The organism is Promicromonospora sp. NPDC019610 (assembly GCF_044389365.1).
In the GTDB taxonomy this organism is placed as follows: Bacteria; Actinomycetota; Actinomycetes; order Actinomycetales; family Cellulomonadaceae; genus Promicromonospora.
Map to the genome: position 1 here is coordinate 897,179 of NZ_JBIRXX010000002.1, position 20,984 is coordinate 918,162.

22 protein-coding genes are annotated in these 20,984 nt (G+C 69.7%); 8 read left to right on the forward strand and 14 right to left on the reverse strand.

Going from position 1 to position 20,984, the window contains the following annotated elements:
- The first annotated feature begins 39 nt into the window (after positions 1 to 39).
- Together ACH45N_RS15685 and ACH45N_RS15690 are read left to right on the forward strand one after the other, a co-directional pair.
- Complete coding sequence (locus ACH45N_RS15685) at positions 40 to 747, forward strand: TetR/AcrR family transcriptional regulator (protein ID WP_397395417.1); 708 nt, start codon at positions 40 to 42, stop codon at positions 745 to 747.
- 496 nt (positions 748 to 1,243) lie between these two features.
- The gene (locus ACH45N_RS15690; RefSeq protein ID WP_397395419.1) at positions 1,244 to 3,415 is read left to right on the forward strand and encodes an alpha/beta hydrolase-fold protein; all 2,172 of its coding nucleotides are present in this window, start codon (positions 1,244 to 1,246) and stop codon (positions 3,413 to 3,415) included.
- 120 nt (positions 3,416 to 3,535) lie between these two features.
- Here the strand turns inward: ACH45N_RS15690 and ACH45N_RS15695 are convergent, their stop codons facing one another.
- From ACH45N_RS15695 to ACH45N_RS15720, 6 genes are all read right to left on the reverse strand, one after another.
- Positions 3,536 to 3,961: a DUF6098 family protein gene (locus ACH45N_RS15695; RefSeq protein ID WP_397395421.1), complete on the reverse strand. Its 426-nt coding sequence runs from the start codon at positions 3,959 to 3,961 to the stop codon at positions 3,536 to 3,538.
- A gap of 309 nt (positions 3,962 to 4,270) precedes the next feature.
- Positions 4,271 to 4,681, reverse strand: a complete 411-nt coding sequence (locus tag ACH45N_RS15700) for a PRC-barrel domain containing protein (protein ID WP_397395423.1) — start codon at positions 4,679 to 4,681, stop codon at positions 4,271 to 4,273.
- A complete protein-coding gene (locus ACH45N_RS15705) occupies positions 4,678 to 5,055 on the reverse strand; it encodes a hypothetical protein (RefSeq protein WP_397395425.1) in 378 nt (125 codons plus the stop codon). The genes ACH45N_RS15700 and ACH45N_RS15705 overlap by 4 nt, the downstream gene beginning before the upstream one ends.
- Complete coding sequence (locus ACH45N_RS15710) at positions 5,052 to 6,281, reverse strand: NRAMP family divalent metal transporter (protein ID WP_397395427.1); 1,230 nt, start codon at positions 6,279 to 6,281, stop codon at positions 5,052 to 5,054. The genes ACH45N_RS15705 and ACH45N_RS15710 overlap by 4 nt, the downstream gene beginning before the upstream one ends.
- On the reverse strand, positions 6,278 to 6,796 hold the full coding sequence (locus ACH45N_RS15715; RefSeq protein ID WP_397395429.1) for a hypothetical protein: 519 nt from the start codon (positions 6,794 to 6,796) through the stop codon (positions 6,278 to 6,280). Before ACH45N_RS15715 ends, ACH45N_RS15710 begins: the two co-directional genes overlap by 4 nt.
- Positions 6,793 to 7,191 (reverse strand): CBS domain-containing protein, encoded by a 399-nt coding sequence (locus tag ACH45N_RS15720; protein WP_397395431.1) that lies wholly within the window; start codon positions 7,189 to 7,191, stop codon positions 6,793 to 6,795. Before ACH45N_RS15720 ends, ACH45N_RS15715 begins: the two co-directional genes overlap by 4 nt.
- Positions 7,192 to 7,469: 278 nt before the next feature.
- On the opposite strand from ACH45N_RS15720, the gene ACH45N_RS15725 reads away from it, so the two are divergent.
- Positions 7,470 to 8,573 carry an iron-containing redox enzyme family protein gene (locus ACH45N_RS15725; protein ID WP_397395433.1) on the forward strand — a complete coding sequence of 368 codons (1,104 nt, stop codon included), beginning with the start codon at positions 7,470 to 7,472 and terminating at the stop codon, positions 8,571 to 8,573.
- A gap of 116 nt (positions 8,574 to 8,689) precedes the next feature.
- On the opposite strand, the gene ACH45N_RS15730 is transcribed toward ACH45N_RS15725, so the two are convergent.
- The 3 genes from ACH45N_RS15730 to ACH45N_RS15740 all read right to left on the reverse strand — a co-directional run bounded on the left by ACH45N_RS15730 (position 8,690) and on the right by ACH45N_RS15740 (position 11,711).
- The gene (locus ACH45N_RS15730; protein WP_397395435.1) at positions 8,690 to 9,832 is read right to left on the reverse strand and encodes a Gfo/Idh/MocA family protein; all 1,143 of its coding nucleotides are present in this window, start codon (positions 9,830 to 9,832) and stop codon (positions 8,690 to 8,692) included.
- Between the two features lie 199 nt (positions 9,833 to 10,031).
- Positions 10,032 to 10,769: an alpha/beta fold hydrolase gene (locus ACH45N_RS15735; RefSeq protein WP_397395437.1), complete on the reverse strand. Its 738-nt coding sequence runs from the start codon at positions 10,767 to 10,769 to the stop codon at positions 10,032 to 10,034.
- Between the two features lie 36 nt (positions 10,770 to 10,805).
- Positions 10,806 to 11,711 (reverse strand): NADP-dependent oxidoreductase, encoded by a 906-nt coding sequence (locus ACH45N_RS15740; RefSeq protein WP_397395439.1) that lies wholly within the window; start codon positions 11,709 to 11,711, stop codon positions 10,806 to 10,808.
- 435 nt (positions 11,712 to 12,146) lie between these two features.
- Here ACH45N_RS15740 and ACH45N_RS15745 point away from each other — a divergent pair, with 435 nt between their 5' ends.
- From ACH45N_RS15745 to ACH45N_RS15755, 3 genes are all read left to right on the forward strand, one after another.
- Positions 12,147 to 12,758, forward strand: coding sequence for a TetR/AcrR family transcriptional regulator (locus ACH45N_RS15745; protein WP_397395441.1), 612 nt, complete (start codon positions 12,147 to 12,149; stop codon positions 12,756 to 12,758).
- A gap of 206 nt (positions 12,759 to 12,964) precedes the next feature.
- Positions 12,965 to 13,240 (forward strand): hypothetical protein, encoded by a 276-nt coding sequence (locus ACH45N_RS15750; RefSeq protein ID WP_397395443.1) that lies wholly within the window; start codon positions 12,965 to 12,967, stop codon positions 13,238 to 13,240.
- A gap of 50 nt (positions 13,241 to 13,290) precedes the next feature.
- The gene (locus ACH45N_RS15755; protein ID WP_397395445.1) at positions 13,291 to 13,587 is read left to right on the forward strand and encodes a hypothetical protein; all 297 of its coding nucleotides are present in this window, start codon (positions 13,291 to 13,293) and stop codon (positions 13,585 to 13,587) included.
- Positions 13,588 to 13,802: 215 nt separating this feature from the next.
- On the opposite strand, the gene ACH45N_RS15760 is transcribed toward ACH45N_RS15755, so the two are convergent.
- The 3 genes from ACH45N_RS15760 to ACH45N_RS15770 form a co-directional block, all read right to left on the reverse strand.
- Positions 13,803 to 14,441, reverse strand: coding sequence for an HD domain-containing protein (locus ACH45N_RS15760; RefSeq protein ID WP_397395447.1), 639 nt, complete (start codon positions 14,439 to 14,441; stop codon positions 13,803 to 13,805).
- A 121-nt stretch (positions 14,442 to 14,562) separates the two neighbouring features.
- A complete protein-coding gene (locus ACH45N_RS15765) occupies positions 14,563 to 15,501 on the reverse strand; it encodes an NADP-dependent oxidoreductase (RefSeq protein ID WP_397395449.1) in 939 nt (312 codons plus the stop codon).
- A 31-nt stretch (positions 15,502 to 15,532) separates the two neighbouring features.
- Entirely contained in the window at positions 15,533 to 16,171 is a 639-nt protein-coding gene (locus ACH45N_RS15770) for an HD domain-containing protein (RefSeq protein ID WP_397395451.1), read from the reverse strand.
- A gap of 146 nt (positions 16,172 to 16,317) precedes the next feature.
- On the opposite strand from ACH45N_RS15770, the gene ACH45N_RS15775 reads away from it, so the two are divergent.
- Complete coding sequence (locus tag ACH45N_RS15775; protein ID WP_397395453.1) at positions 16,318 to 17,310, forward strand: GlxA family transcriptional regulator; 993 nt, start codon at positions 16,318 to 16,320, stop codon at positions 17,308 to 17,310.
- Between the two features lie 605 nt (positions 17,311 to 17,915).
- Here the strand turns inward: ACH45N_RS15775 and ACH45N_RS15780 are convergent.
- A complete protein-coding gene (locus ACH45N_RS15780) occupies positions 17,916 to 18,590 on the reverse strand; it encodes a TetR/AcrR family transcriptional regulator (protein WP_397395455.1) in 675 nt (224 codons plus the stop codon).
- Between ACH45N_RS15780 and ACH45N_RS15785 the strand changes: the two genes are divergently transcribed.
- Positions 18,475 to 19,512, forward strand: coding sequence for an SDR family NAD(P)-dependent oxidoreductase (locus ACH45N_RS15785; protein WP_397395457.1), 1,038 nt, complete (start codon positions 18,475 to 18,477; stop codon positions 19,510 to 19,512). The two genes, ACH45N_RS15780 and ACH45N_RS15785, sit on opposite strands and share 116 nt — an antisense overlap.
- Before the next feature lie 543 nt (positions 19,513 to 20,055).
- Here ACH45N_RS15785 and ACH45N_RS15790 read toward each other — a convergent pair.
- A complete protein-coding gene (locus ACH45N_RS15790) occupies positions 20,056 to 20,676 on the reverse strand; it encodes a DUF5710 domain-containing protein (RefSeq protein ID WP_397395459.1) in 621 nt (206 codons plus the stop codon).
- Positions 20,677 to 20,984 lie beyond the last annotated feature (308 nt).

The window sequence follows — 20,984 nt, forward strand, 5'->3', positions numbered from 1 at the left end:
GTGAGCCGACCACCGGAGACCTTCGCCGAGGAACCACAGATGACAGAGAGCGCGACCACAGGCTTCCAGCGCGCCCGCAGCGCCGAGCAGCGCGAGATACGCCAGCAGACCATCCTTGACGCCGCCGCCGAGCTGCTGCGCGAGATGCCCGTCGCCGAGATCAGCCTCCGCGAGCTCAGCCGCCGCGTCGGGCTGTCGAAGACGAACGTCGTGCGCTACTTCGAGACCCGGGAAGCCGTCTTCTTCGAGCTGCTCAACCGCTCGCTCGCGCAGTGGACCGCGGACCTGGCGGGTGAGCTGTCCGCCCTGGAGACCCCCTCCGACACCGCGGTCGACACCGCCGCCGTCACCGGCACCGTCGCGCGGTCCCTGGCCGCCCGTCCCCTGCTGTGCGGACTGCTCAGTGCGCTCGGACCCGAGCTCGAACGGAACATCTCCACCGAGACCGTGCTGGAGTTCAAGCTCACGCACGTCCGGCTGCTCGACGACGTGGCGGACCTGCTCCGGCGCCATCTCACCACGCTCACCCGGACCGAGGCCCGCGAGCTGGCGTCCCTGACCGTGGTGTACACCGCCGGGCTGTGGCCGTTCGCCCAGCCCTCGGACGCAGTCGCCGAGGCGCTGCGGGACTCGCGCCTCGCCCCCACGAAGGTGGACTTCGCCGCCCGGCTCGACCGCATCCTGCAGGTCGCCGTGGCGGGCCTGTCGGATCTCGGCCCCACGGCACGCCGAGCCGACGCCCCGTGACCGCTGCGAGCGGCTGACGGCACCACCCGCCGCAGCGTCACCCTGTCCAGGTGACCAGCCCCGCAGGACGGGCCCGGTCCACGGAGGGGACCCAGTCGCACCTGCAGACCGGTCGCACCGCGGCGTGGAACGGCCCGGCCCACGTGGTCGCACCGACCGCGGAACGTCTCCGGCAGTCGTCGTCACGGACACGTGAGGTGGAGAAAAGGGTGGGCCACGGCTCGAGCTGGCCCCGTGACCTTGCGTGGCCCCGCGGGACGGCGCCCTCACCCGTTGCGGGTGAAACGGTGCCCGCGGCGCCGGACGAGACCTGGCGCCGTCGCGGAGTCGCTGCGCTCCTCACCCCGACGGACCCTTGTCCGCCCTCGTATTTAACGTTAAAGTCCACCTCGACCCGATTCCGCTCGTGCAAGGGAGCACGTAGATGGCTCGTACGTCCGTATCTCAGACAGGCCCCGCCCGTGCGATCCGACGGGGACGACGAACGCTCGCGGCCGTGGCCGCGAGCGCGGTGGTGACGGGGGTGGTGCTCGTGGCGCCGCCCGCCGCCGCGGAAGCGGTGAGCGCCGACCCGTGGGTGAGCGAGGTGCCGAACAACCCGATCTCCGACGTCTACCGCTTCACGGTGCCCCGCGCGGCGGTGACCGAGCAGACCGGCCTCGGGGACGGCCCCGTCGCGGTGCAGGGGAACTTCGGCCCGGGCAAGGCATGGACCGACCTCAACATGGGGGCGAGCGGGTCGAACCTGACCGCCACGCTCGGGCCCCTCGAACCCGGCCTGTACTACTACCAGTACGCCGCCCGCCCGGCCGCGGACCAGGACGCGATCGCCTTCCGCAACCCCGCCGCACCCCAGGAGGTGACGTCGAAGCCCACCTACAGCACCCTGTTCGTCCCCGGTCCGGGTGCGGAGTGGCTCGACGACGTCGCCGACGGCGGCGAGCTCGAGACGATCGAGTACGGCAAGGGACCGAAGCACACGAAGGAAGCGCTCGTGTGGACGCCCCCGGGCTACGACGCGGACCGCGCGGAGCGGTACCCGGTGCTGTACCTGCTGCAGGACGAGGGGCAGAGCTACCGCGAGTGGGTGGAGCTGGGCCGGCTCGGCCAGATCATGGACAACCTCACGCTCGACGGCGACGCCGAGCCGATGGTGGTCGTCATGGGAGACGCCGGGACGCCGGGCCCGGGCGGCGTGACGAAGGAGCTGCTGCCCGCCGTCGAGCGCGCGTTCAACGTCTCCGACAAGGGGTCAGGTCGCGCGGTCGCCGGCATCGGCCGTGGTGGGGAGCTGGCCCTGGACGCCGTGGCCGCCAAGCCGCGGGACTTCGCGAACGTCGGCTCGTTCTCGGCCGGTTACGACAAGCCGATCTCGCGCGGCAAGGCCAAGCAGATCAACGACGCGACGGACGTCGTCCGTCTGTATGCGGGCAACGTGACCGACCCCGCGTACGACGAGACGGTGGCGCTGGCCGCCAGGCTGACGGCGGCGGGCGTCGAGTTCCAGCCCGACGGGTCGGACCCCGAGACGGGCGGCACCTGGGACACGTGGCAGAAGAACCTGCACGACTTCGCCGGGCGCATCTTCCAGGAGGTCGACGACGAGGGCCCGAGCGAGGGGCACCTGCCGTTCGTGCGGCACGAGCTTCCGCCGGCGGGCACGACCCCGACGCCGTGGGTCGACGAGAACGGCGTCGTGACCTTCGAGCTCGGCCCCGAGTTCAGCGACGCGAACAACATCACCGTCTGGGGCAACTTCGGCCCGGCCGGAAGCTGGCCGCGCACCCACATGGTCCGGCAGGACGACGGCTCGTGGCGGCTCTCGCTGGCCCTGGAAGGGGGGTCGTACTACTACAAGTTCGTGGTCGACGGCGTCGACCGCAAGGACGCGAACAACCCCACGAGGGTGCTCTCGGAGCCGACGTGGAGCACCTTCACCGCCGCCGGCGACACGATCCGCGCCCAGTACACGGCGCAGGTGCCGCCGCAGGCACGCGGCGAGGTCAGCGTCATGGGCTACACCAGCACCGCGGGCGGCGGGGAGCAGCGCTCGGCGTACGTGTGGACGCCCCCGGGCTACGACGCGGACCGGGCCGAGGAGTACCCGGTCTTCTACCTGCAGCACGGTGGCGGGCAGACGTGGACCGACTGGGTCGAGGTGGGCTACGTCCAGCGGATCCTCGACAACAGCTACCTGCGGGGCGACATCGTGCCGATGGTGGTGGTCATGGCCAACGGAAACGGCGTGGACTTCCCCACGGAGATCACGACGCGCATCGTCCCGGCCGCCGAGGACCAGTTCAACATCAGCTCCCGAGGTGACCAGCGCGCCCTGGCAGGCCTCTCCATGGGCTCGGGCCACACGCTCAACACCCTCTGGGCGCACCCGGGCGAGTTCGGGTACATCGGCGCCATGTCGGCGTTCGGCGCGCCGCCGGCGACCGCCGACGTCGAGGCCATCAACGAGGGTACGAAGCTGCTGCGGGTCTACTCCGGCGACGTGCAGGACTTCACCTACGGCGCGACGTTGCAGCTCGTCGCCGCCATGGAGAGCCGAGGCGTGAACCACGAGTTCGCGCCGATCGTCCCGGGTCCGCACAGCTGGGACGTGTGGCAGAAGTCGCTCATCGACTTCCTCCCCCGGCTGTTCACGGAGGACGCCGCGTAGCGGAGCCTCGCACCCGGTGCGGCCGACGGGTCCGTCCCGTCGGCCGCGCCACGGCCCGGACGCCGTCAAGCCATCAGGTCCCGCGCCTGGGACCGCACGTCCCGTGGCCACCGGCGGCTCTCAGGTGCCGTCGTCCCCCGGTGTGAAGACCTGGCGGTAGAGCGACCCCGCCTCCTGCACGACGGACGGGGCGAGGAACGCGAGAGGGGTGACCTCGACGAGCAGCGGCTCGCAGTCCGGACCACGCGCGGAGATCTCGCCGGTCAGCAGCCACGGGAAGCGGTCGCGCACCATGAGGTGGGCGTACTGGCGGAGCTGGCGTGCGACCCAGTGCTCGACGGGCCGTGTCCACCAGGGTTCCGGCGTCATCGGGTTGACGCTCAGGCCCGGCATCAGGCACCCGCTCTCGTGGTCCCGGCTGACCGCGACACGGTCTGCCTCCGGTCCCGCGCTGAACCGCACGTAGGCGGGCGCGAGCACCTGGACCAGCTCGGTGGCCTCGGCGAGCGACCCCAACCGCGGCACCTCGGGCGGGAGACCGGTCACGACACGCGTCCCGGTCGCACGACCAGCTCGGGGCCTGTCAGGTTCGGATCCGTCCCGGTCCCGCCACCCAGGTGTCTCATCTTCCTCGTCCGATCGTCGAGCGTCCCTCCCAGCCTCGCCCCGGGCGCAACGACCCGCATCAGCAGGAGCGTTGTCCGCCCGGCGGGCATCCTCACCGGCCACGACCACGGCGAGTACGTACGTGACGCCCGCAACGCGGGCACCGACGAGATCGCCAACTTCTTCGGGCAGGTGAGGGAACGTCCGCGACGTCGCCGCAGGGCACGGACAAGGGCTGGGCGAAGCAGCTCACAGCTCGGGCGATCCCCTCGTGAAGCCGGCGAGAAGCCGCACGACTGCCGGTGACCGGTCGGTGCTGACCTCGGTGACGTCCGACCAGTCGGCGAGGAACGTGCCGCGATGGCGGCGGCGGACCAGCTGGGCGATCGGCCAGGGCGAGCGCACCTGGGTCCGCTCGTACCCCATGAAGGAGCCCCCGCTGTGCGGGCTGACCAGCAACCCGACCAGCCGGGCCCCACCGACCGCGTCCCGGCCGAGCTGCGCGCGGAGCGGGGCTCCCGGGTCTTCCCGGTCCTGCTCCCGCGCCTGGTCGTCCGGCTCGTCGACGACCTCCAGCGCGAACCGCACGTCGACGACGACGCCGAGCGTGGCGCCGTCGGGCCCCAGGACGCGCGCGTCGAGCAGGTCACCCACATTCATCCGTCCGCCTCCGGGTCGTGGCGTCCCCCGGGGATGCGGCCCACGACGTGGTCGCGCAGCCAGTGCTCCACCCAGTCGGCGTCCAGGCGGTCGGACGGCACGGTGAGCTCGATCGCCGTGCCGACATGGCCGACGTCCTCCCACGCGATCCGAGGCTGCCGGGAGGCGGGGACCGCCCCGCCGAAGACCCGGACGAACAGGACCGGGCCGACCAGGATCGCCCCGACGCGGACCTCCGCGCCGGCCCGGGCCGGCGCCCCGTCAGGCCCCGTCAGCTCCAGGTCGTCGACGGCCCGGACGGGCTCGCCGCCCGCGTCGAGCACCTGCCGGCTGAGCAGGTGCAGCCGGGCGTCGACGATCCGCTCGCGTGTCATGAGCCGGCTCCCGTCGCGATCATCAGGGGTATCGCGGCGACGGCCGCCACGACCACGATCACCAGGTAGACCGTGCCCAGGGCGTTCACCACCCGGCCGTTGACGTGGCGGCCCATGTACTGCGGGTCGTTCGCCACCACGAGGATCGGCACGTAGGTCAGGGGCAGGGCGACGGCCGAGAAGACGACGGACATCTCCGTCACCGCGATCGGGTCCACGCTGGTCATCAGGATGCCGACGCCGAGCAGGATCGCCACGATCATCGTGACGTGGAACCGCGCCGCGCGGGCCGGCCTGCGGAACTTGCCCCACGACCAGCCGAGGTACTGGGCCAGGGAGTACCCGCTGGACAGCGCGGTCTCCAGGGCGGCGCCGAACGTCGCCGCGACGATGCCGATGATGACCAGGGCCACCAGGAGCACTCCCCCTGCCTGCGCCACCGGCAGCACGATCTGGGAGAGCGACGAGACCTCGATCCCCGCGGGCAGGAGCACCACGGCCGCGCACGCCGCGATCGCCACCGACAGGAGGCCGCCGAGCGGGAACCCGATCAGGACGTTCGCACGGTTCATCGTCAGGTCCTTCGCCGTCCAGCGCTCCTCCACCGCGCCCGAGGAGAAGAAGAACACCTCGTACGGCGTCATCGCGGCACCGAACAGCGCGACGGCGTAGTACCAGTACGCCGCCGGGTGCTCGGTGGACGGCGGGGAGGGCGGCACGGCCTGCCGCATCAGCTCGCCCCAGTCCGGGCCCAGCAGGAACAGCGCGACGCCGAAGCCCACCAGCAGCAGTCCCATCAGCCCCGCGACGTTCTCCATCACCTGGAACTTCACACGCCACAGGACCAGCCAGACCGCCAGCGCAGCCACCGGGATCCAGAGCCGCGGCTCGACGCTGCTGACCAGGTGGAGCGCGAGCGCGATGCCGCCGATCTCGGCCGTCAGCGTCAGAAGGTTGATGGCGAACGACGCGACGAGGTTGGCACCGGCCGCCTTGGGGCCGAGCCGCTCCCGGATGATCTCGAACGTCGCGCGGCCGCTCACGGCGGTCACCCGACCCGCCATGCTCGCGAACAGGCAGATCCCGACCACGCCGAGTGCCACGACCCAGACCAGCGAGAGCCCGAACCGGGACCCGACGACGGCGTTGGTGACCAGGTCACCGATGTCGACGAAGCCCCCGATGGCCGTCAGGATGCCGAGGGCCACACCCAGGACCTTCTTCACGGCCCACCCGCCTCGGCCAGCGCCTTCTCCACCCCGTCGGTGGCCGTCGCGAGGTCAGCGAGCAGCGAGTCGGCGGTTGCGGGCACCGAGTCGGCACCGTCGAGGTCACCACCGGCCCGCGCCGCGTCCCACTCCCGTGCGCTCACGACGACGTCCGTCACGTCGCCGATCGCCGCGAGCCCCGCCGCCCGCCGGTCGGACGTCGTGGTGTCGGGCGGGACCAGGGTGGTCAGCGCGGTCTCGGCGTCGTCCAGCACGCGGAGCTGGTCGAGCAGAGCGGTGTCGGCCATCGGGGCGGTCAGCCGACCGCGGGCGAGCTGCTCGACGACGATCCGCGTGGTCTCCGCCGCCGAGCCCGCCTGAGACAACGCGTCGGCGACCGCCGCGCTCGCCTGCCCCGGCTCCTGCCGGCTGGCGACCGTGCACGAGGCGGTCACGGCGAGCACGGCCGCGGCGACAGCGCCTCGCACCACCCACCGCCGCCACGTCGACCACATGACCTCGATGTTCCTCACCACGTCGTGGGGACGGACATGATGTCGCGCTCGGTGTTGAGGTCGCCGAAGGTGAGGAGTCCTACCACCTCGTCCCCGTCCAGGACCGGGACCCGGCGCACCCTGGCGGCGCGCATCGCGTCGAACGCCGCCTCGACGCGGTCGGACTCTCCGACCGTGACGACGGTGTCGCTCGTGACCCGCTGCACGGTGGCGTCCGCGCCGAGTCCGGCGGCAAGCCCGCGCACCACGAGGTCCCGGTCGGTGACGACCCCGACCGCCCTGGCCCCGGCGCGAACCACCAGCGTTCTCAGGTCCCGCTCGGCCATCGCGCGAGCGGCCGCCCGCAGCGTGTCGGTCACGTCTACCGCGGGCGGCGCCGGGGTCATGAAGTCGGCGACGGACGGATGATCCATGGCGCCTCTCTCTTTCGTCGCGGTGGCGCGGCCTACGCAGGCCCGTCGAACCGCGGTGCGGAGATGCTCCGGCCGCGCTCTCTCGACCTGCCCAACATAGGGCGACGGCTGCCACTCGCAACCGTGGCGCGACCAGGCGTGCAACGCCTTGCGAGCTGACGGTTCCGTGCACACGATGAGCCGACCATCGCTATGGGCAGCCGCGCACCTCACCACGACGGGAAACCTCGATGACTTCCACGAGCACCAGGACTTCTCCGGAGACGACTTCCCCGGGGATGCATGACGTGGCGGACGACGGCGCGCGGGCAGAGGCACGCCGGACGCAACGGCTACCGCTCCCACGACCTCGCGGTCAGTTGAGCGCCGAGCTGCTCGCGGTACTCGTCGCCGGGCCTCCGTCCGACGACACGCATGACCGCCTTGCCCGTGCGCGCGAGGCTGCGGCGGATGTCGTCTCCGGACGCGACGACGAGGCGGGCGTGCTGCAGGATGCGGACCTGCAGCTCGCGCTCACCGTGCTGTACGAACTGCACTACCGGGGCGTCCACCAGGTCGACGACGCCTGGGAGTGGGAACCGGCGCTGCTGGCAGTCCGACACACCTTGGAGCGCCCGTTCGAGGCGGCCCTGCGCTCGCGCGCCGGCCACCCCACCTGCACGGAGAGCGATGCCGCCGGTGTCGCCCGCCGCCTCTTCGAGCTCGCCGCGAGCGACGACGGGCCGAGTCTGGCCCGCTACGTCGCCAAGCATGCCGACGCCGAGCAGGCACGCGAGTACCTCGTGCTCAAGTCGCTCTACCAGCTCAGGGAGGCCGACCCCCACACGTGGGCCATACCGCGGCTGAGCGGCGCGCCGAAGGCGGCGCTGGTCGAGATTCAGGCCGATGAGTACGGCGGCGGGCAATCAGGCCACATGCACGCGGAGCTGTTCGCGCGTGCGATGCGTGGAGCCGGGCTCGACGACACCTACGGCTGGTACGTCGACGCGGTGCCCACCCCGGTACTCGTCGCGCTCAACACGATGTCGCTGTTCGGGCTGCACCGCCGGCTCCGGGGCGCGATCGTCGGTCACCTGGCCGCGTACGAGATGACGTCGTCGATCCCCAGCAGGCTGTACGGCAACGGGTTCAGACGCCTCGGTCACGATGCTGGTACGACTCGGTACTTCGACGAGCACGTCGAGGCTGACGCGGTGCACGAGCAGATCGCCGGCCGCGACCTCGCCGGCCGGCTGGCCGAGCAGGATCCAGGGATCCGGGACGACATCCTGTTCGGCGCCACCGCCTGCCTGGCGGTCGAGGGCGACGTCGGTACCTTCGCCCTCGACCACTGGACCAGGGGCGCCTCCGCCCTGCTGGACCAGGGTCGCGCACGGCCCTGACCCCGGTCAGCGTTGGGCGACCGGCGCGAGGTTCGGGTCAACGGCCGGAAGCCGGGGCCGCATCGAAAAAGAGGGATGGAGGGCGGGGTCCCGCGGTCGCCAGTGTTCTTCGACGTTCAAAGATCGGAGTCCATTCGGTCAGGGCGGGACAGCTGCTGTCGATGACCTGTTTCAGCCGCCCGTGTGATCGCCTCGAGCACCCGGTGGCGATCGAGCGCGACCGCGAAATCCGGCGCATCGGCGGTTCCGTCGCGGAGGTCGGCGGCGAGCTGGGCGTAGAGGCGGGCGACCCCCGCTGCGGGTGCGTCGAGCTGCCGGTCGGGAGCCGTATAAGCGGGAGGGACCTGTAGCACTTGGACAGGGTCGCTGCCGCGGCGCAGCGTGATGGTGAAATCGGTGAAATGGAGGTAGCCCGACGCCGACTCCACTCGCACGCTGCCCTCGGTGCCCTGGATCTCCCATACCATCGCCGTGCCGGTAGAGTGCCCGGCGCTGTAGTGCAGCGAGGTGACGATCCCGCCTTCGAGAACGCCGGCGACGACGATCTCGTCCGGCGTGTCCTTCGGTAGCGGCGCGCCGTCGGAGAGGCGGACGCCGTCACCGCGCTGATTGGCGACGACGGCGGACAGACTCTCGAACGTGCCGAGCACGCGCGCCAGCGGTTCGAGCCCGTGGCCGAGCATGATGCTCAGCAGCGTGGCGCCATGCTTCGCCTGAGCCATGTACTCGACCGGCGGGTCAAATCGGCCGACCCACATGTCGTCGGCCAGATGCGCTCGGATGCTCGTGCTGAGCGGCTTGCCGATCACGCCTTGCGCGATGAGGTCGCGAAGGAAGCGGACCGGCGGGTGCAGGCCGCCCTGCAACCCGACAACCGTCCGCAGCCCCCGCTCGCGGGCAAACCCCTCCAGCGCTTCGGCCTCCGACAGGTTTCTTGCGAGCGGCCATTCAGAATAAACCATCTTGCCCGCGGCCAGCGCGTCGGAAACAATCTGCTTGTGCTCCGGCACCTTGACCGCGACGACCACCAGGTCGACCTCCGGTCGCACGACCAGGGCCTCATGTGTGTCGAAGGCGAGATCGGCGCCCAGCCGACGAGCGGTCGCGTTCGCGCTCTCCATACGAGTCGTACTGACGGCGCGGATCTGGAACGCGTCGAGCGCCTGCAGCGCCGGGACGTGAGCGATTCCGCCCCAACCCCGATCGGCGCTGGCCCCGACAAGGCCGACGCCGATCCGGGTATCTGCTGAATTCGTCATGAGGTTGCTCCTGCCTTGTGCAGCCCCGGCAACGCTCTCCGGGCCGCGTGACGATGATTCGTTTCCGAACAGATGCGTGAGCGCTCGGGCTCACGCATGGCGAACGGCAACAATTGCTCGCTCGCCATGGCGGGCGAGCAACTGTTGCCGTTCGCGTAGCGGCCGCGGGGTCTGAGCCCGAGTGCCCCAGGCGCAGGTCTTACGCGTGAGCCCAGTGGGCCTCGAGCTCGCGCGCGACATCGGCCGGGCGCTCTATCATCGGCCAGTGCGAGCTGCGCAGCTTGAGGACGGCGCGTGCGCGTGTGGCATTACCGAGCTCGTCGGCGAAGCGGTGAGGAAGGAACGGATCGTCCAGGCCCCAGATCACCAGCGCCGGTGCGGTCACGTTGCTCAGATCTGGCTTCCACTCCGCCCCGACCTCGATCGCCGAGCGGTAGAGGGCGAGAATGCTTGCCCTCATGGTGGCATCGAGATGCCGGACCGATTCGTCTGCCGCGTCGCGCGGCATCTGCGCCTCGTTGAGGCTTGCTGCGAACGCCTCGAGGTCGAGGTCCGCCATCCATTGCTCGCCCTCGCCCGGCGTCTGCCAGATCTTGGCAAGGTAGTGCCACGGATACTCGGGGTCGATCGGCCCGCTGATGCCTGTCCAGGTCCGCACCAGATCTGGTCGGACGGACGCGAGACGGCCCGTCAGCAGAGACCCCCAGTCATGGCCGACCAGGTCGACGGGTTCGCCGATTTCGTCGATCTTCTTGATGAGCCAGTCGAGATACTCTTCTTTCGTCGACGTGAATCCCGCTGGTAGCGGTACGCCGAACCCGGGGAGATCGATCGTCACAATATCTTCGCGTCGAAGATAGGGACGGACGGTGTCCCAGAGCCGGTGGGTATCAGGTACACCATGGACGAGGACTGCAGGCATTTCGAGCTCTCCCATTGATTGTTGTCGTGGTGGAACGGCCGGTCGGCCGGGTCAGGGAAGAAGGATGACTTTGCCGTGGGTGTGGCCCGTGGCGACGAGGCGATGGGCGTCCGCTGCCTCGTCGAGCGGGAAGCTCCGGCCGATGCGTGCGGTCCATGCGCCGGCGGCGATCAGATTCAGGGCTTCCTGGACAGGGCCGCGGTCGCGATTCCCGCTGCCTCCCGGGCTGAACGCGACGCCGTACCGTGCGGCATCACGGTCGGCGAGCGTCACGATCCGGTCCGGGGCGCCGAGGAGATCGACGAGGGCGGGAAGGAGTCCCTTGCCGGCGGTGTCGAGCGCGGCATCGATACCGTCGGGAGCGGCTTCGCGGATCCGGTCGACCAGGCCCGGGCCGTGGGCGACAGGGATCGCACCGAGACTCTTGACGAAGTCGGCGTTGGCAGTCCCGGCGACGCCGATCACCGTCACACCGCGCTGTCGCGCGAACTGCACGGCGGCGCCTCCCAGAGCACCGCTCGCGCCGGTGACCACGAGCGTCTCACCCGGGCGAAGGTTCAGCAGCCCGAGCCCCCTCGCCGCGTTGTCGGCACCGATGACGGTGGCCGCGGCCTCCTCGAAGGAGACGCCGTCGGGGATCGTCGCGAAGTTGCTGCTGACCGTGTACTCGGCGTAGGAGCCCTGGCTGGCGGAGTCCGGCCACCCGGCGACGCGGTCGCCGATCACGCCCTGGTCGACGTCCGGGCCGACCGCCTCGACGACGCCGGCGAACTCGAATCCGATGATGGCGGGAGCGCGCAGGCGGAACGCTCCGGCGCGTGCCTGGATCTCCGCCGGGTTCACCCCGGCGGCGTGAACCCGCACCAGTACCTGACCCGGACCCGGCACCGGTCGCGGAGCCTCCGCAACCCGCAACACGGAGGGTTCGCCGAACGAGGTGATGACGACGGCTTTCATGGTGATCCTGCTCCTTCTCATATCGAGCTCATATCGAGCCGGCGGCACTTCCGCTGCGGCGTGCTTCGGCGTGCTCGCTCACGGAGGCCCGGTAGCGAGGTCACGTCCGGAGGTCCGTACGTTAATTCGGGACTGATCAGTCCACAAGGAACGTACACGGGCAGAGATTTATTCGCAAGCACTCGACGGTGCGGGCAGGCGTCGCGGCCCGAGGGGGCGTCATGCCTGGGTGTCCGCGCCGCCCTCGGGCCGCGCGAGCTCGATCGCTCGCGTCATGACATCGCGCTGCGCGGGTGGGGACGGGCGCCCCAGTCACCTTCGTCGCGGCACCTCGGCGGCGTTCAGCGGAGCCGTGCTCACCATCGACGGCGGCTCGAACGCCTGATCCTTCGCGCTATCTGGACTGCCTGGTCCGTAAGGGGCACAATGGCTGCCATGCCCGTATCGCAGACCAAGGTGGGGCGACCCCGCGGATTCGACCCCGACCACGCCCTCGAACAAGCCATGAGAGTGTTCTGGGCCAAGGGATATGAAGGGGCAAGCCTGACGGACCTGACCGAGGCGATGGGTATCACTCGCAGCAGCATGTATGCGGCGTTCGGGAACAAGGACGAGCTGTTCCGCCGAGCGGTCGAGCGGTACACGGAAGGCCCGGCCTCCTACGGAATCCGTGCGCTGTCCGAGCCGACCGCACGCGAGGTCGCCGAGTCCATTCTTCGCGGCGCAGCCGCTGCCAGCACGAGTCGCGAGGCACCCCACGGATGCCTTGGCGTCCAGGCCGCGCTGTCCGCCGGCGACAACGGGCTCACTGCCCAGAAGGTTCTCGTCGACTGGCGTCAAGATGGCGCTGCGCGCCTCGAGTCCCGATTTCTGCGCGCGCGGGCCGAGGGTGATCTGCCGGAGACCGAGGATCCGCGCGCGCTGGCGGCCTACATCACGACGGTCGCGTACGGCATCGCCGTTCAGGCGGCGACGGGCAGGAGCGAGGCGGAACTGCGCCAGGTCGCTGACATGGCGATGAACGCGGTGCCCTGGTCCCGCGGCTGAGACAGCGCGCGTGTCCACGACGGTCCAGAAGCCCTGGAGCATCGATGCCGCACCAACGCCACTCCCGCCGATGTAGTCGACCTAGATCGGGCAGAGCAGTACGTTTTGCCCCATGACTGCGCTTCACGGCGCTGACCTGGCTCAATACCGCTGAGCAAGCCGATTGGGCACTGGTTGGGTTTCGACGGTCGGTAGGCGTCACTGCGATGAGCAGCAGCCAGGACGAGGGCGACAGCGAGGTGAGCTGTGTCATCGGTTCGCGGGGCGGTTGCACCGCACGTCCTCACTGTCCCCAGGAGGCACGTTTCGACGCGACCGCCACGCTCGTGAACCACATCCTGAGTGTCGCTCTGCAGAACGCCGCGAACATCACCGAGGGCACAGACCGAGCGGTCTTCTTCCAGAGCCGAAAGACTTCCGTTCCCACCGGTTGCCTGGGACCGCGACGTCGCTCGCTCAAAGCCAGTCGCCCCCTGGAATGATATGGCGCATGACGCACATACCGCACGATATCTCGCGATGGATCACAGCGGTGGCGGTCGTGATCGCCGGCACGCTGGCCGTCATCGGCGGACACTACATTTACACCACGATGCAAGACCGGTGGGCCTGGCGCCTTGCCGATCTGGATGCCAACGAGATCTATCTGTCCGGAGACTCTTCAGACATCGAGGATGGAACCGTCGTCGAGGAGTCCATGGACTACGTGGTGGTGAAGTACTCACGCGAGATCGATTGGATCGGTACCCCGACCGGAGAGTTCGACACGGTCTGCTACCGATTCGCGTTCGAGAACCCCGGCGAGTTCACGAAGGTCTCGTGTCCGTGACTCAGGAGTCGGTGGCGCGTGGCCGTATGACTCCTGCTTCGGTGACCTGACCAGCAACATCACCCGCAGTCTGATCCAGCCAGTGAGATGCGGGGATGGACCTGGTCTGGGTGTCGGAAGGTGGGCTCAGAGCCAACGCCGGTCAAGGGCTTGCCGATCGATGGCCCTCGCTCATACACCTTCGGTCTCATCTATCCGGGCAGCACTCCCGGCGGTCACTCGGGCCAACTGTTGTCGAGGATGGTGCGCACGAAGTCTTGCCGGCGGAAGGCCGGGTCGAAGTGGGCGAGCACGTCGTCATTCATGGTGCCGAAGGTCGTCTCTGGCCGGTGCGCCATGCCGTCGTAGAACGCACGCAGGATCCGGCTCTTGAAGTCCGGTCGCGGGTGAGCCGCGACGACTTCCGCACGCTGTGTCTCGGTAATGTGGTCGAGGTCGACGCCGAGCACGTCGGTCTCCACTCCCAGCGTGACCACTGCTACCTCCGGCACCAAGTGGTGCGGAACCTCGGGCGTGGTGTGGAGCGCGATGCCGAGCCAGACGTCGCGCGCCTGTTCGTGTGAACGGCCGTGCTCTCGCAGAAAGCCGTACGCGGCCTCGGCACCGTCGATCTCGAACCGGCGGTCCGCGGTGCGGCAGGCCGCCGTGAGGCCAAGATCGTGGAATATCGCGCCGACATAGGCGAGCTCCGGATCAGCCTCCAGTCCCTGGACGGCCCCCTTGAGCATGCCCCACAGGAACACCCTGCGGGAGTGGTGGAACAGTGTGTCGTCGGCGGACTTCCGCACGACGGCGGTCGCGTCGCGGGCGAGCTGTGTGTCCGGGACCGTGATCCCAGCAATGATCTCAGGCATGTGTGTTCCTCGATCGGAGTCGTTGGTGGACCAACCGGTCCCGTTCCGTTGCGCCTCCGCGCGACCCGCCAGCGGACGCTGCCGTTGATGCCGGCCCACTGGGTCGGGCGGAGTTCACGTCTTACGGGTGGAGTGCTTCTTGCTCGTTCGCGACCTGGATGATCGTCTTGCCGGAGGTGCGGGGGCGGCGCGCGAACGCGTCGGCCGTCTCGGTCAGCGGCCGCACGGCGCCGATGAGGGGCTTGAGCCGTCCGGTCCGGACGCGCTCGACGAGGTCGGCCAGGCGGACGCGGTCGGGTTCGACGACGAAGAAGACCGCTCGGCCGTCCGTGGGTTGCGCGGTGGGCGGATGCGCGATCGTGACGAGAACGCCGCCAGGGCGCACCAGGGCGATCGAGGCATCCAGGACGTCACCACCGATCACGTCGAACACCACGTCGACCAAGCCCACCCGAGCCAGGTCGTCTGTCGCCAGGTCGAGGAACACGTGGGCTCCCAGCCCCAGGACGATGTCTCGGTCGTCCGCTCGACCGGTGCCGATCACGTGCGCTCCCGCCTCATGCGCGAGCTGGACGGCGATCGAGCCGACGCCGCCGGCGGCGCCGTGGATGAGGACCGTCTGGCCAGTCGTAAGGCGGGCGTGGTCGAACAGCCCCTGCCAGGCGGTCAGGCCGGAGATGGGTAGCGCGGCGGCCACGCTGTGATCGACTCCGGCCGGCAGCGGGGCGAGGTTGCGCGCCTCCACTGCCACGTACTCGGCCAGGGTCCCGTTGCGGCCCCAGTCGGTCAGCCCGAACACGCGTTGCCCCACGGTCAACCCCGTGGTTCCGTAGCCAAGTTCGGTGACGACGCCGGACACCTCGTGCCCGGGGATGGAGGGCGTGCGGTCGCGGCCGGCGCGGTCGGCCCACGTCGTCGGCCAGTCGAGTTCGCCGGGCGTGAAGCCTGCCGCATGCACACGCACGATGACGTCGTTCTCCGCGGCATGGGGATGAGGCATGTCCGCAGCAGTCAGACCGCTCAGACCCTCGTCACGGTCTCGCACGATGATCGCCTTCATGGTCGTTCTCCTCGACGTCTCAAGATCGTTGTCAGCTCGGCCACGGCGCGCCGATGATCCGTTCGACGGTCGTCGTGCGCCGGAACCCAGGGATGAAGTGCTCGAGAATGTCGGCATTGACCGTCCCGTTCGCCGTCTCGGGGCGGTGCCTGAGACCCTCGACGTTCGCCCGCAGGAACTCGTTCTTGAAGTCCCCTCGTGGATGGGCGGCGACGATCTCCTCGACCTGGTCGTGTCCCAGTCCGTCCAGGCCGAGCCCGAGCACGTCGGTCAGGACGCCGAGGTGCGTCATCGCGATCACGGGCGCCATCCGGCCGGGGATGCCCGGTGTGGTGTGCAGCGCGATCGCCGTCCAGACGGTCTCCGCGGCACTCGCCGAGAATCCCCTGCCGAGGAGGAACTGGCGGGCATGGTCGGCACTGTCGACCTCGAAGCGCTGCTCGACCTCGGAGAAAGGCGTCAGCAGGCCGACGTCGTGGAACATCGCCGCCACGTACAGCAGCTCCGGGTCCAGATCCACTCCAAGCCTGCGCGCGTGCAGCAGGCCGAAGAAGAAGACGCGCCGCGAGTGGTGATAGATCAACGGGCTGGTCATCTCGCCGACGAGCGCCGTCGCTTCGGCGACCGCTGCCGTCTCCGGGACGTCCAGCCAGGCAGTGAGTTCCGACATGGCCTCGTGCTTTCAGGATGTAGTGGGTGACCGTGTGTCCTGACTCCATGCTGCCCACCGGAGAGACTCCGGCGCCGCCTTCGTCCGGCCAGGAATCCCTGATATCTGGACAGAGCTCGGCATCGGCCGTGTGCTACCAATGAACGGTGCCCACAGCCCTGTCCCACGACGTCGCGATCCTCGTCCATGACGGGGTGACACTGCTGGACTTCGCCGGTCCCGCGCAGGCGTTCACCGAGGCGAACCGGCTGGGTGCCAGCTACCGGACGACCCTGGTCTCACCCACCGGCAGGGACGTGACCTCGAACATCGGCGTACGGATTGCCGTCGACGGTGCGTCGACCTCGCAGAATTTCGACACGTTGCTGGTCCCGGGCGCCGACATCTATCCCGGTGCGCCGGTCCCCCGTGACCTGGCGGACGCCGTCCGGCGGTCGGCCGCGGCGGCTGGGCGGGTCGTGTCCGTCTGTACCGGGGCATTCATCCTCGCCGCAGCCGGCCTGCTGGACGGCAAGCGTGTGACCACCCACTGGAAGGTCACACACGAGCTCGCTGCCCGGTGCCCGACGTGCACCGTCGAGCCTGATGCGATCTACGTCCGCGACGGAACCACCTACACATCAGCCGGCATAACCGCCGGCATTGACCTCGCGCTCGCTCTCATCGAGGAGGACCACGGGCCCGACACGGCCCGCAACGTTGCCCGCGCCCTGGTCGTGTACATGCAACGCGCCGGCGGCCAGTCCCAGTTCTCGGCACCGCTACACGGCCCTCCACCACGCTCGCCGGCACTGCGCACGGTCACCGACCTCGTCACGGCCAACCCCGGCGGGCACTACTCCCTGGGCGCCCTCGCGAAGCATCTCAACGTGAGCACCCGGCACCTGACCCGGCTCTTCCACGACGAGCTGTCCACCACCCCGGCCCGCTATGTGGAGACCGTCCGGTTCGACCTGGCCAGAGCACTGCTCGACCAAGGACACACCGCCACCCGGGCCGCAGAGCTCGCCGGGTTCCCCAGCTACGAGAGCATGCGACGCGTCTTCGCCAGGAAGGTGTCGTCCAGCCCGCTCGCATACCAGCGCCGGTTCGCGACCGCCCTTGAGCCCAGGTCGGAAACCACACCGGAAAGTAGGTAGAGGCGGGCACGCGTCGCGGTTGCGACACGGCCGGTCCCCGCTCGTGGAGCGCGACGAGCAGGGCGCCCGCCGCGGCCTCCCCATACTCCCTTTCGCCGGACGGTCGGGCGTCGTCGGTGCGGCGGCTGTGTCGAGCAGGACGGACTCGCGGCCGAGCACGACACCGAGCAGCCAGTCGACGGCGGTACGGATTCGGAATCGACTACCGGGCATCGCGATCAGGTAGCAGCCGCGAGCGACGACCTCCGCCTACGACGAACCCCGGGGTGTGATTGCGCAACATCGGAGCCCGATCCGGCCAGATCGAGCTGCGGCTTGACCTTCTCTGTGACGCCTGGGCGCGCAACCCATCAATGCGACCTGATTGGGTATCACTAGAGGGCCTCCTGTCAGGCTCGAGCGAGTGGGGTTCCGATCTCTCGCGCCCCAGCAGCACCCAATGGAAAACACACCCTGCTGGATCGTCACCCACCCCAGCGGCGCGCACGCGGAACCGCAGGCCAGGGCATGCCGCGTTCAGGAGCACGCCTCCGTCGCATCGACGGCGCGCGGCCCCACACGTCCGCTGTCACCCATCCGTGCAGCAGTCCCATCACATCACCGCATCAGGCGCGTGGCGTGGTCAGCAGGAGATCGATCGCGATGCGAAGGCGGCTGAGGTAGGCGTCGTGGCTGTCGGTCTGATGCTTGAGGCCGACCGAGACGCTGCCCAGGGTTCGCGCGATGTCGGGTCCGTGCTCGGAGTGCTCGCTGATCGCTCGTTTCAGCGCGGCTTCGAACCGCGCGGGGGCCGTTCGGCTCGTTGCGTCGAGGAGGCCCGGGTTCTCGGCAAGGACCGCGGGGATGTCCTGGGCAGCGGGGCCGACGTACCGGCCGGCCCACCGGTCGAACGCATCAAGAACGCGGTCGGCAAGCGGCCGGGCGCCGTCCGCGAGAAGCAGTTCTATCGCGTCGAGGTCCTGGGTGAGCACGTGCGCGGCGGCCTCCCGGAAGAGGGCTTCCTTGGAGTCGAAGAGGAAGTAGAGCCCGGGTCGTGAGATCCGGGCGGCCCGCGCGATCGCGTCCATCGACGTGCCCCTGTATCCGCTGCGGGCGAAGGTGTCGAGGGCGGACTCGAGCACCGCTCGTCGCCGTCCGGCGTCGGAAGATGGCACGGTCTGACTCATGCGGGCATCGTACCGTTCGTTATACCTACTAGACAGAAGATGTTCAGTTTGTATAGTGGATCGTATGGTCGAAGAACTCATCCGCACCCGCTTCAGCGCCGACAGCACCGCCATGGACGTCCTTGAGGGCGTATACCTCGGGGGACTGCGCGCGATCGTGACGGGAGCCTCCTCCGGCCTCGGGTTGGAGACTGCCCGCGCTCTCACCGCCGCAGGCGCGGAGGTCACGCTGGCGGTCCGGGACGCTCGGGCGGGCGAGGCGGCCGCCGCCACGATCGAACGGTCCACCGGATCCCGGCCCGTGGTCCGGCACCTCGATCTCGCCGAGGGCGTCTCGGTTGGCCGGTTCATCGACGCGTGGCACGGTCCGCTGCACCTACTGGTCAACAACGCAGGGCTCGTCACCGCAGGCCTCGAACGCACCGCGGAGGGTCGGGAGCTGCAGTTCGCGACCAACCATCTCGGTCATCACGCCCTTGCGCGCGGCCTTCGGGCGGCGCTCGCCAAGGGGGCGGCCGAGCGGGACGGCGCGCGCGTCGTCGTGGTGAGCTCGACCGCTCACATGCGTGCCGGCGTCGATCTCGACGACCTCGACTTCACCCGCTGCGCCTACGATCCGCAGATCGCCTACGCCCGGTCGAAGACTGCGAACTCGCTCTTCGCGGTGGAGGCCACCCGGCGTTGGGCGGACGACGGCATCGTCGCCAACACTGTCAACCCCGGCGGCGTGGCGACCGGCCTGCAGCGCAACTTCACACCCGCGCAGAAGGCGTCCCTCGACGCGGCTCAGGCGGCGGGCGTCTTCGCCTACAAGTCGGTGGAGCAGGGCGCCGCGACCAGCATGGTCGCCGGTGTCGCCCCCGAGTTGGCGCACACCGGCGGGCACTACCTCGACGACTGCCAGGAGGCCTACACCGTGCCGGACGGTGCGACGCTGGCGGAGCACCCGCACGGTGTCAAGGCCTGGGCGCTCGACCCGGAAGCAGCCGAGCGCTTGTGGATCATGTCGAACGACCTGGTCGGCGGCCGCAGCTAGACCAATGTGGGACACCATGAGGGTGCTGTCACGATCCGTGGCGCGATTGCTGGCCTCTCAGCTCGGCGATGTGGAACCGGTCGGCGATCTCCTCGTCACGACGCGCGTTGGCGAATCTGCCGCACATGACCACCAGTGTGACCGTGCGCCGCTTCGCTCGCGCGCCGCACGCCCGGGCCCCGCAACTCGGCGCGCGGCGTGAAATGGACGCCGCCCGATCACCGCGGACCCTGCTGCCGGATGACCGGTGGCTGTCGAAGACGGCCCCTCAGCGTTGACGTCGTCGTCCCATCAACCGGCTGAGCCAGGACGTTGTCTCTGTGGCCGACACAGGCCCAGGCGCTGATCCGGCTTCACCGGGGATCGGCGGCAGGGATGGGTTGGTTGCGGTGTAGGGCGGGCTCGGCGGGGCGAGTGCCCGCACCCGGATGCCCTCGGCCCTTGCCCGCACGGTGGCCCGTCGACGGATCGCGTCGTCCTGCGCCACAAACGCTTCCTGCGCTGCGGCAGGCCGCTTCTTGGCTGAGGGCGGGCGCTGGAGGGTCACCCCGGCGTCGGTGAGCATCGACAGGTCCAGCCCCAGGTCCGCGCCGAACGCTCCCGCCGCAGGGCAAACGCGCCCTCGACGTGACGGGCCTGGGCCTGGTCCATTCCGGTGACCGCCATGCGGTGGACATAGGCGGCGTCTTCCAGGCCGCGTACCTGCGCGAACCCGAAGTGGGTGACGGCGTGGCAGTCCGTGCACAGGCAGATCAGCCGGACCAGGCGCTGTACACCGGTCGTCTCGTCGAGCGCCCATCGTTCGTGGGCTTCCAGCCAGCGGTGGGTCTCCTTGTCCTGGGTAGCGCCGCAGATCTCGCACCGCAGCCCGGCCCGGCGCGTGATCATCCGCCGCAGCCGCTCCCAGTCCTTCGGGCTGACACAGGAACGCACGTTGGTGAACCAGCACGTCGAGGGCACCAGGTCGACGAACAGCCCGGACCCGAACGACCGGTCCTCGCCGGGCAGCAGATCGGGAATCTCCGGTAGCGCCGCCCAGCGTTCCAGCCGCTTCATCCCGGGCCGAGGAGCGAACCAGCGCTTCGCGTCCGGTGCCCACCGCGCACCGAGCTCCTTGGCTTCGTCCTTCTCCTCGAACGGCACGTCGAGCCAGATCCGTTCCATCGCACCCACCCGCCTTTGCCACGGTGCTCATGATCACGGTGATGCCGACAATGCTGGACGTCCACACCGCTCCCACGTGGCGACGCTACCGAAAGCAGCGGGCGCAGGAGTACCCAGATCTCGAACCGGTCCAGATCTGTGGATGGATCTACGGATGCCGGCCAGCATTTCGCGGGTCCTTTTCGAGAACCCCTCGCCGTGGATAGCGCGCGCCGTCATGCTCACCTTCTGCCCGCCATCCCTCGCCTCGTTCGACAGGGCTACGTGGCCGGACGTTCTCGGGGACTGGCGGTCCTGCCGATCGCGGG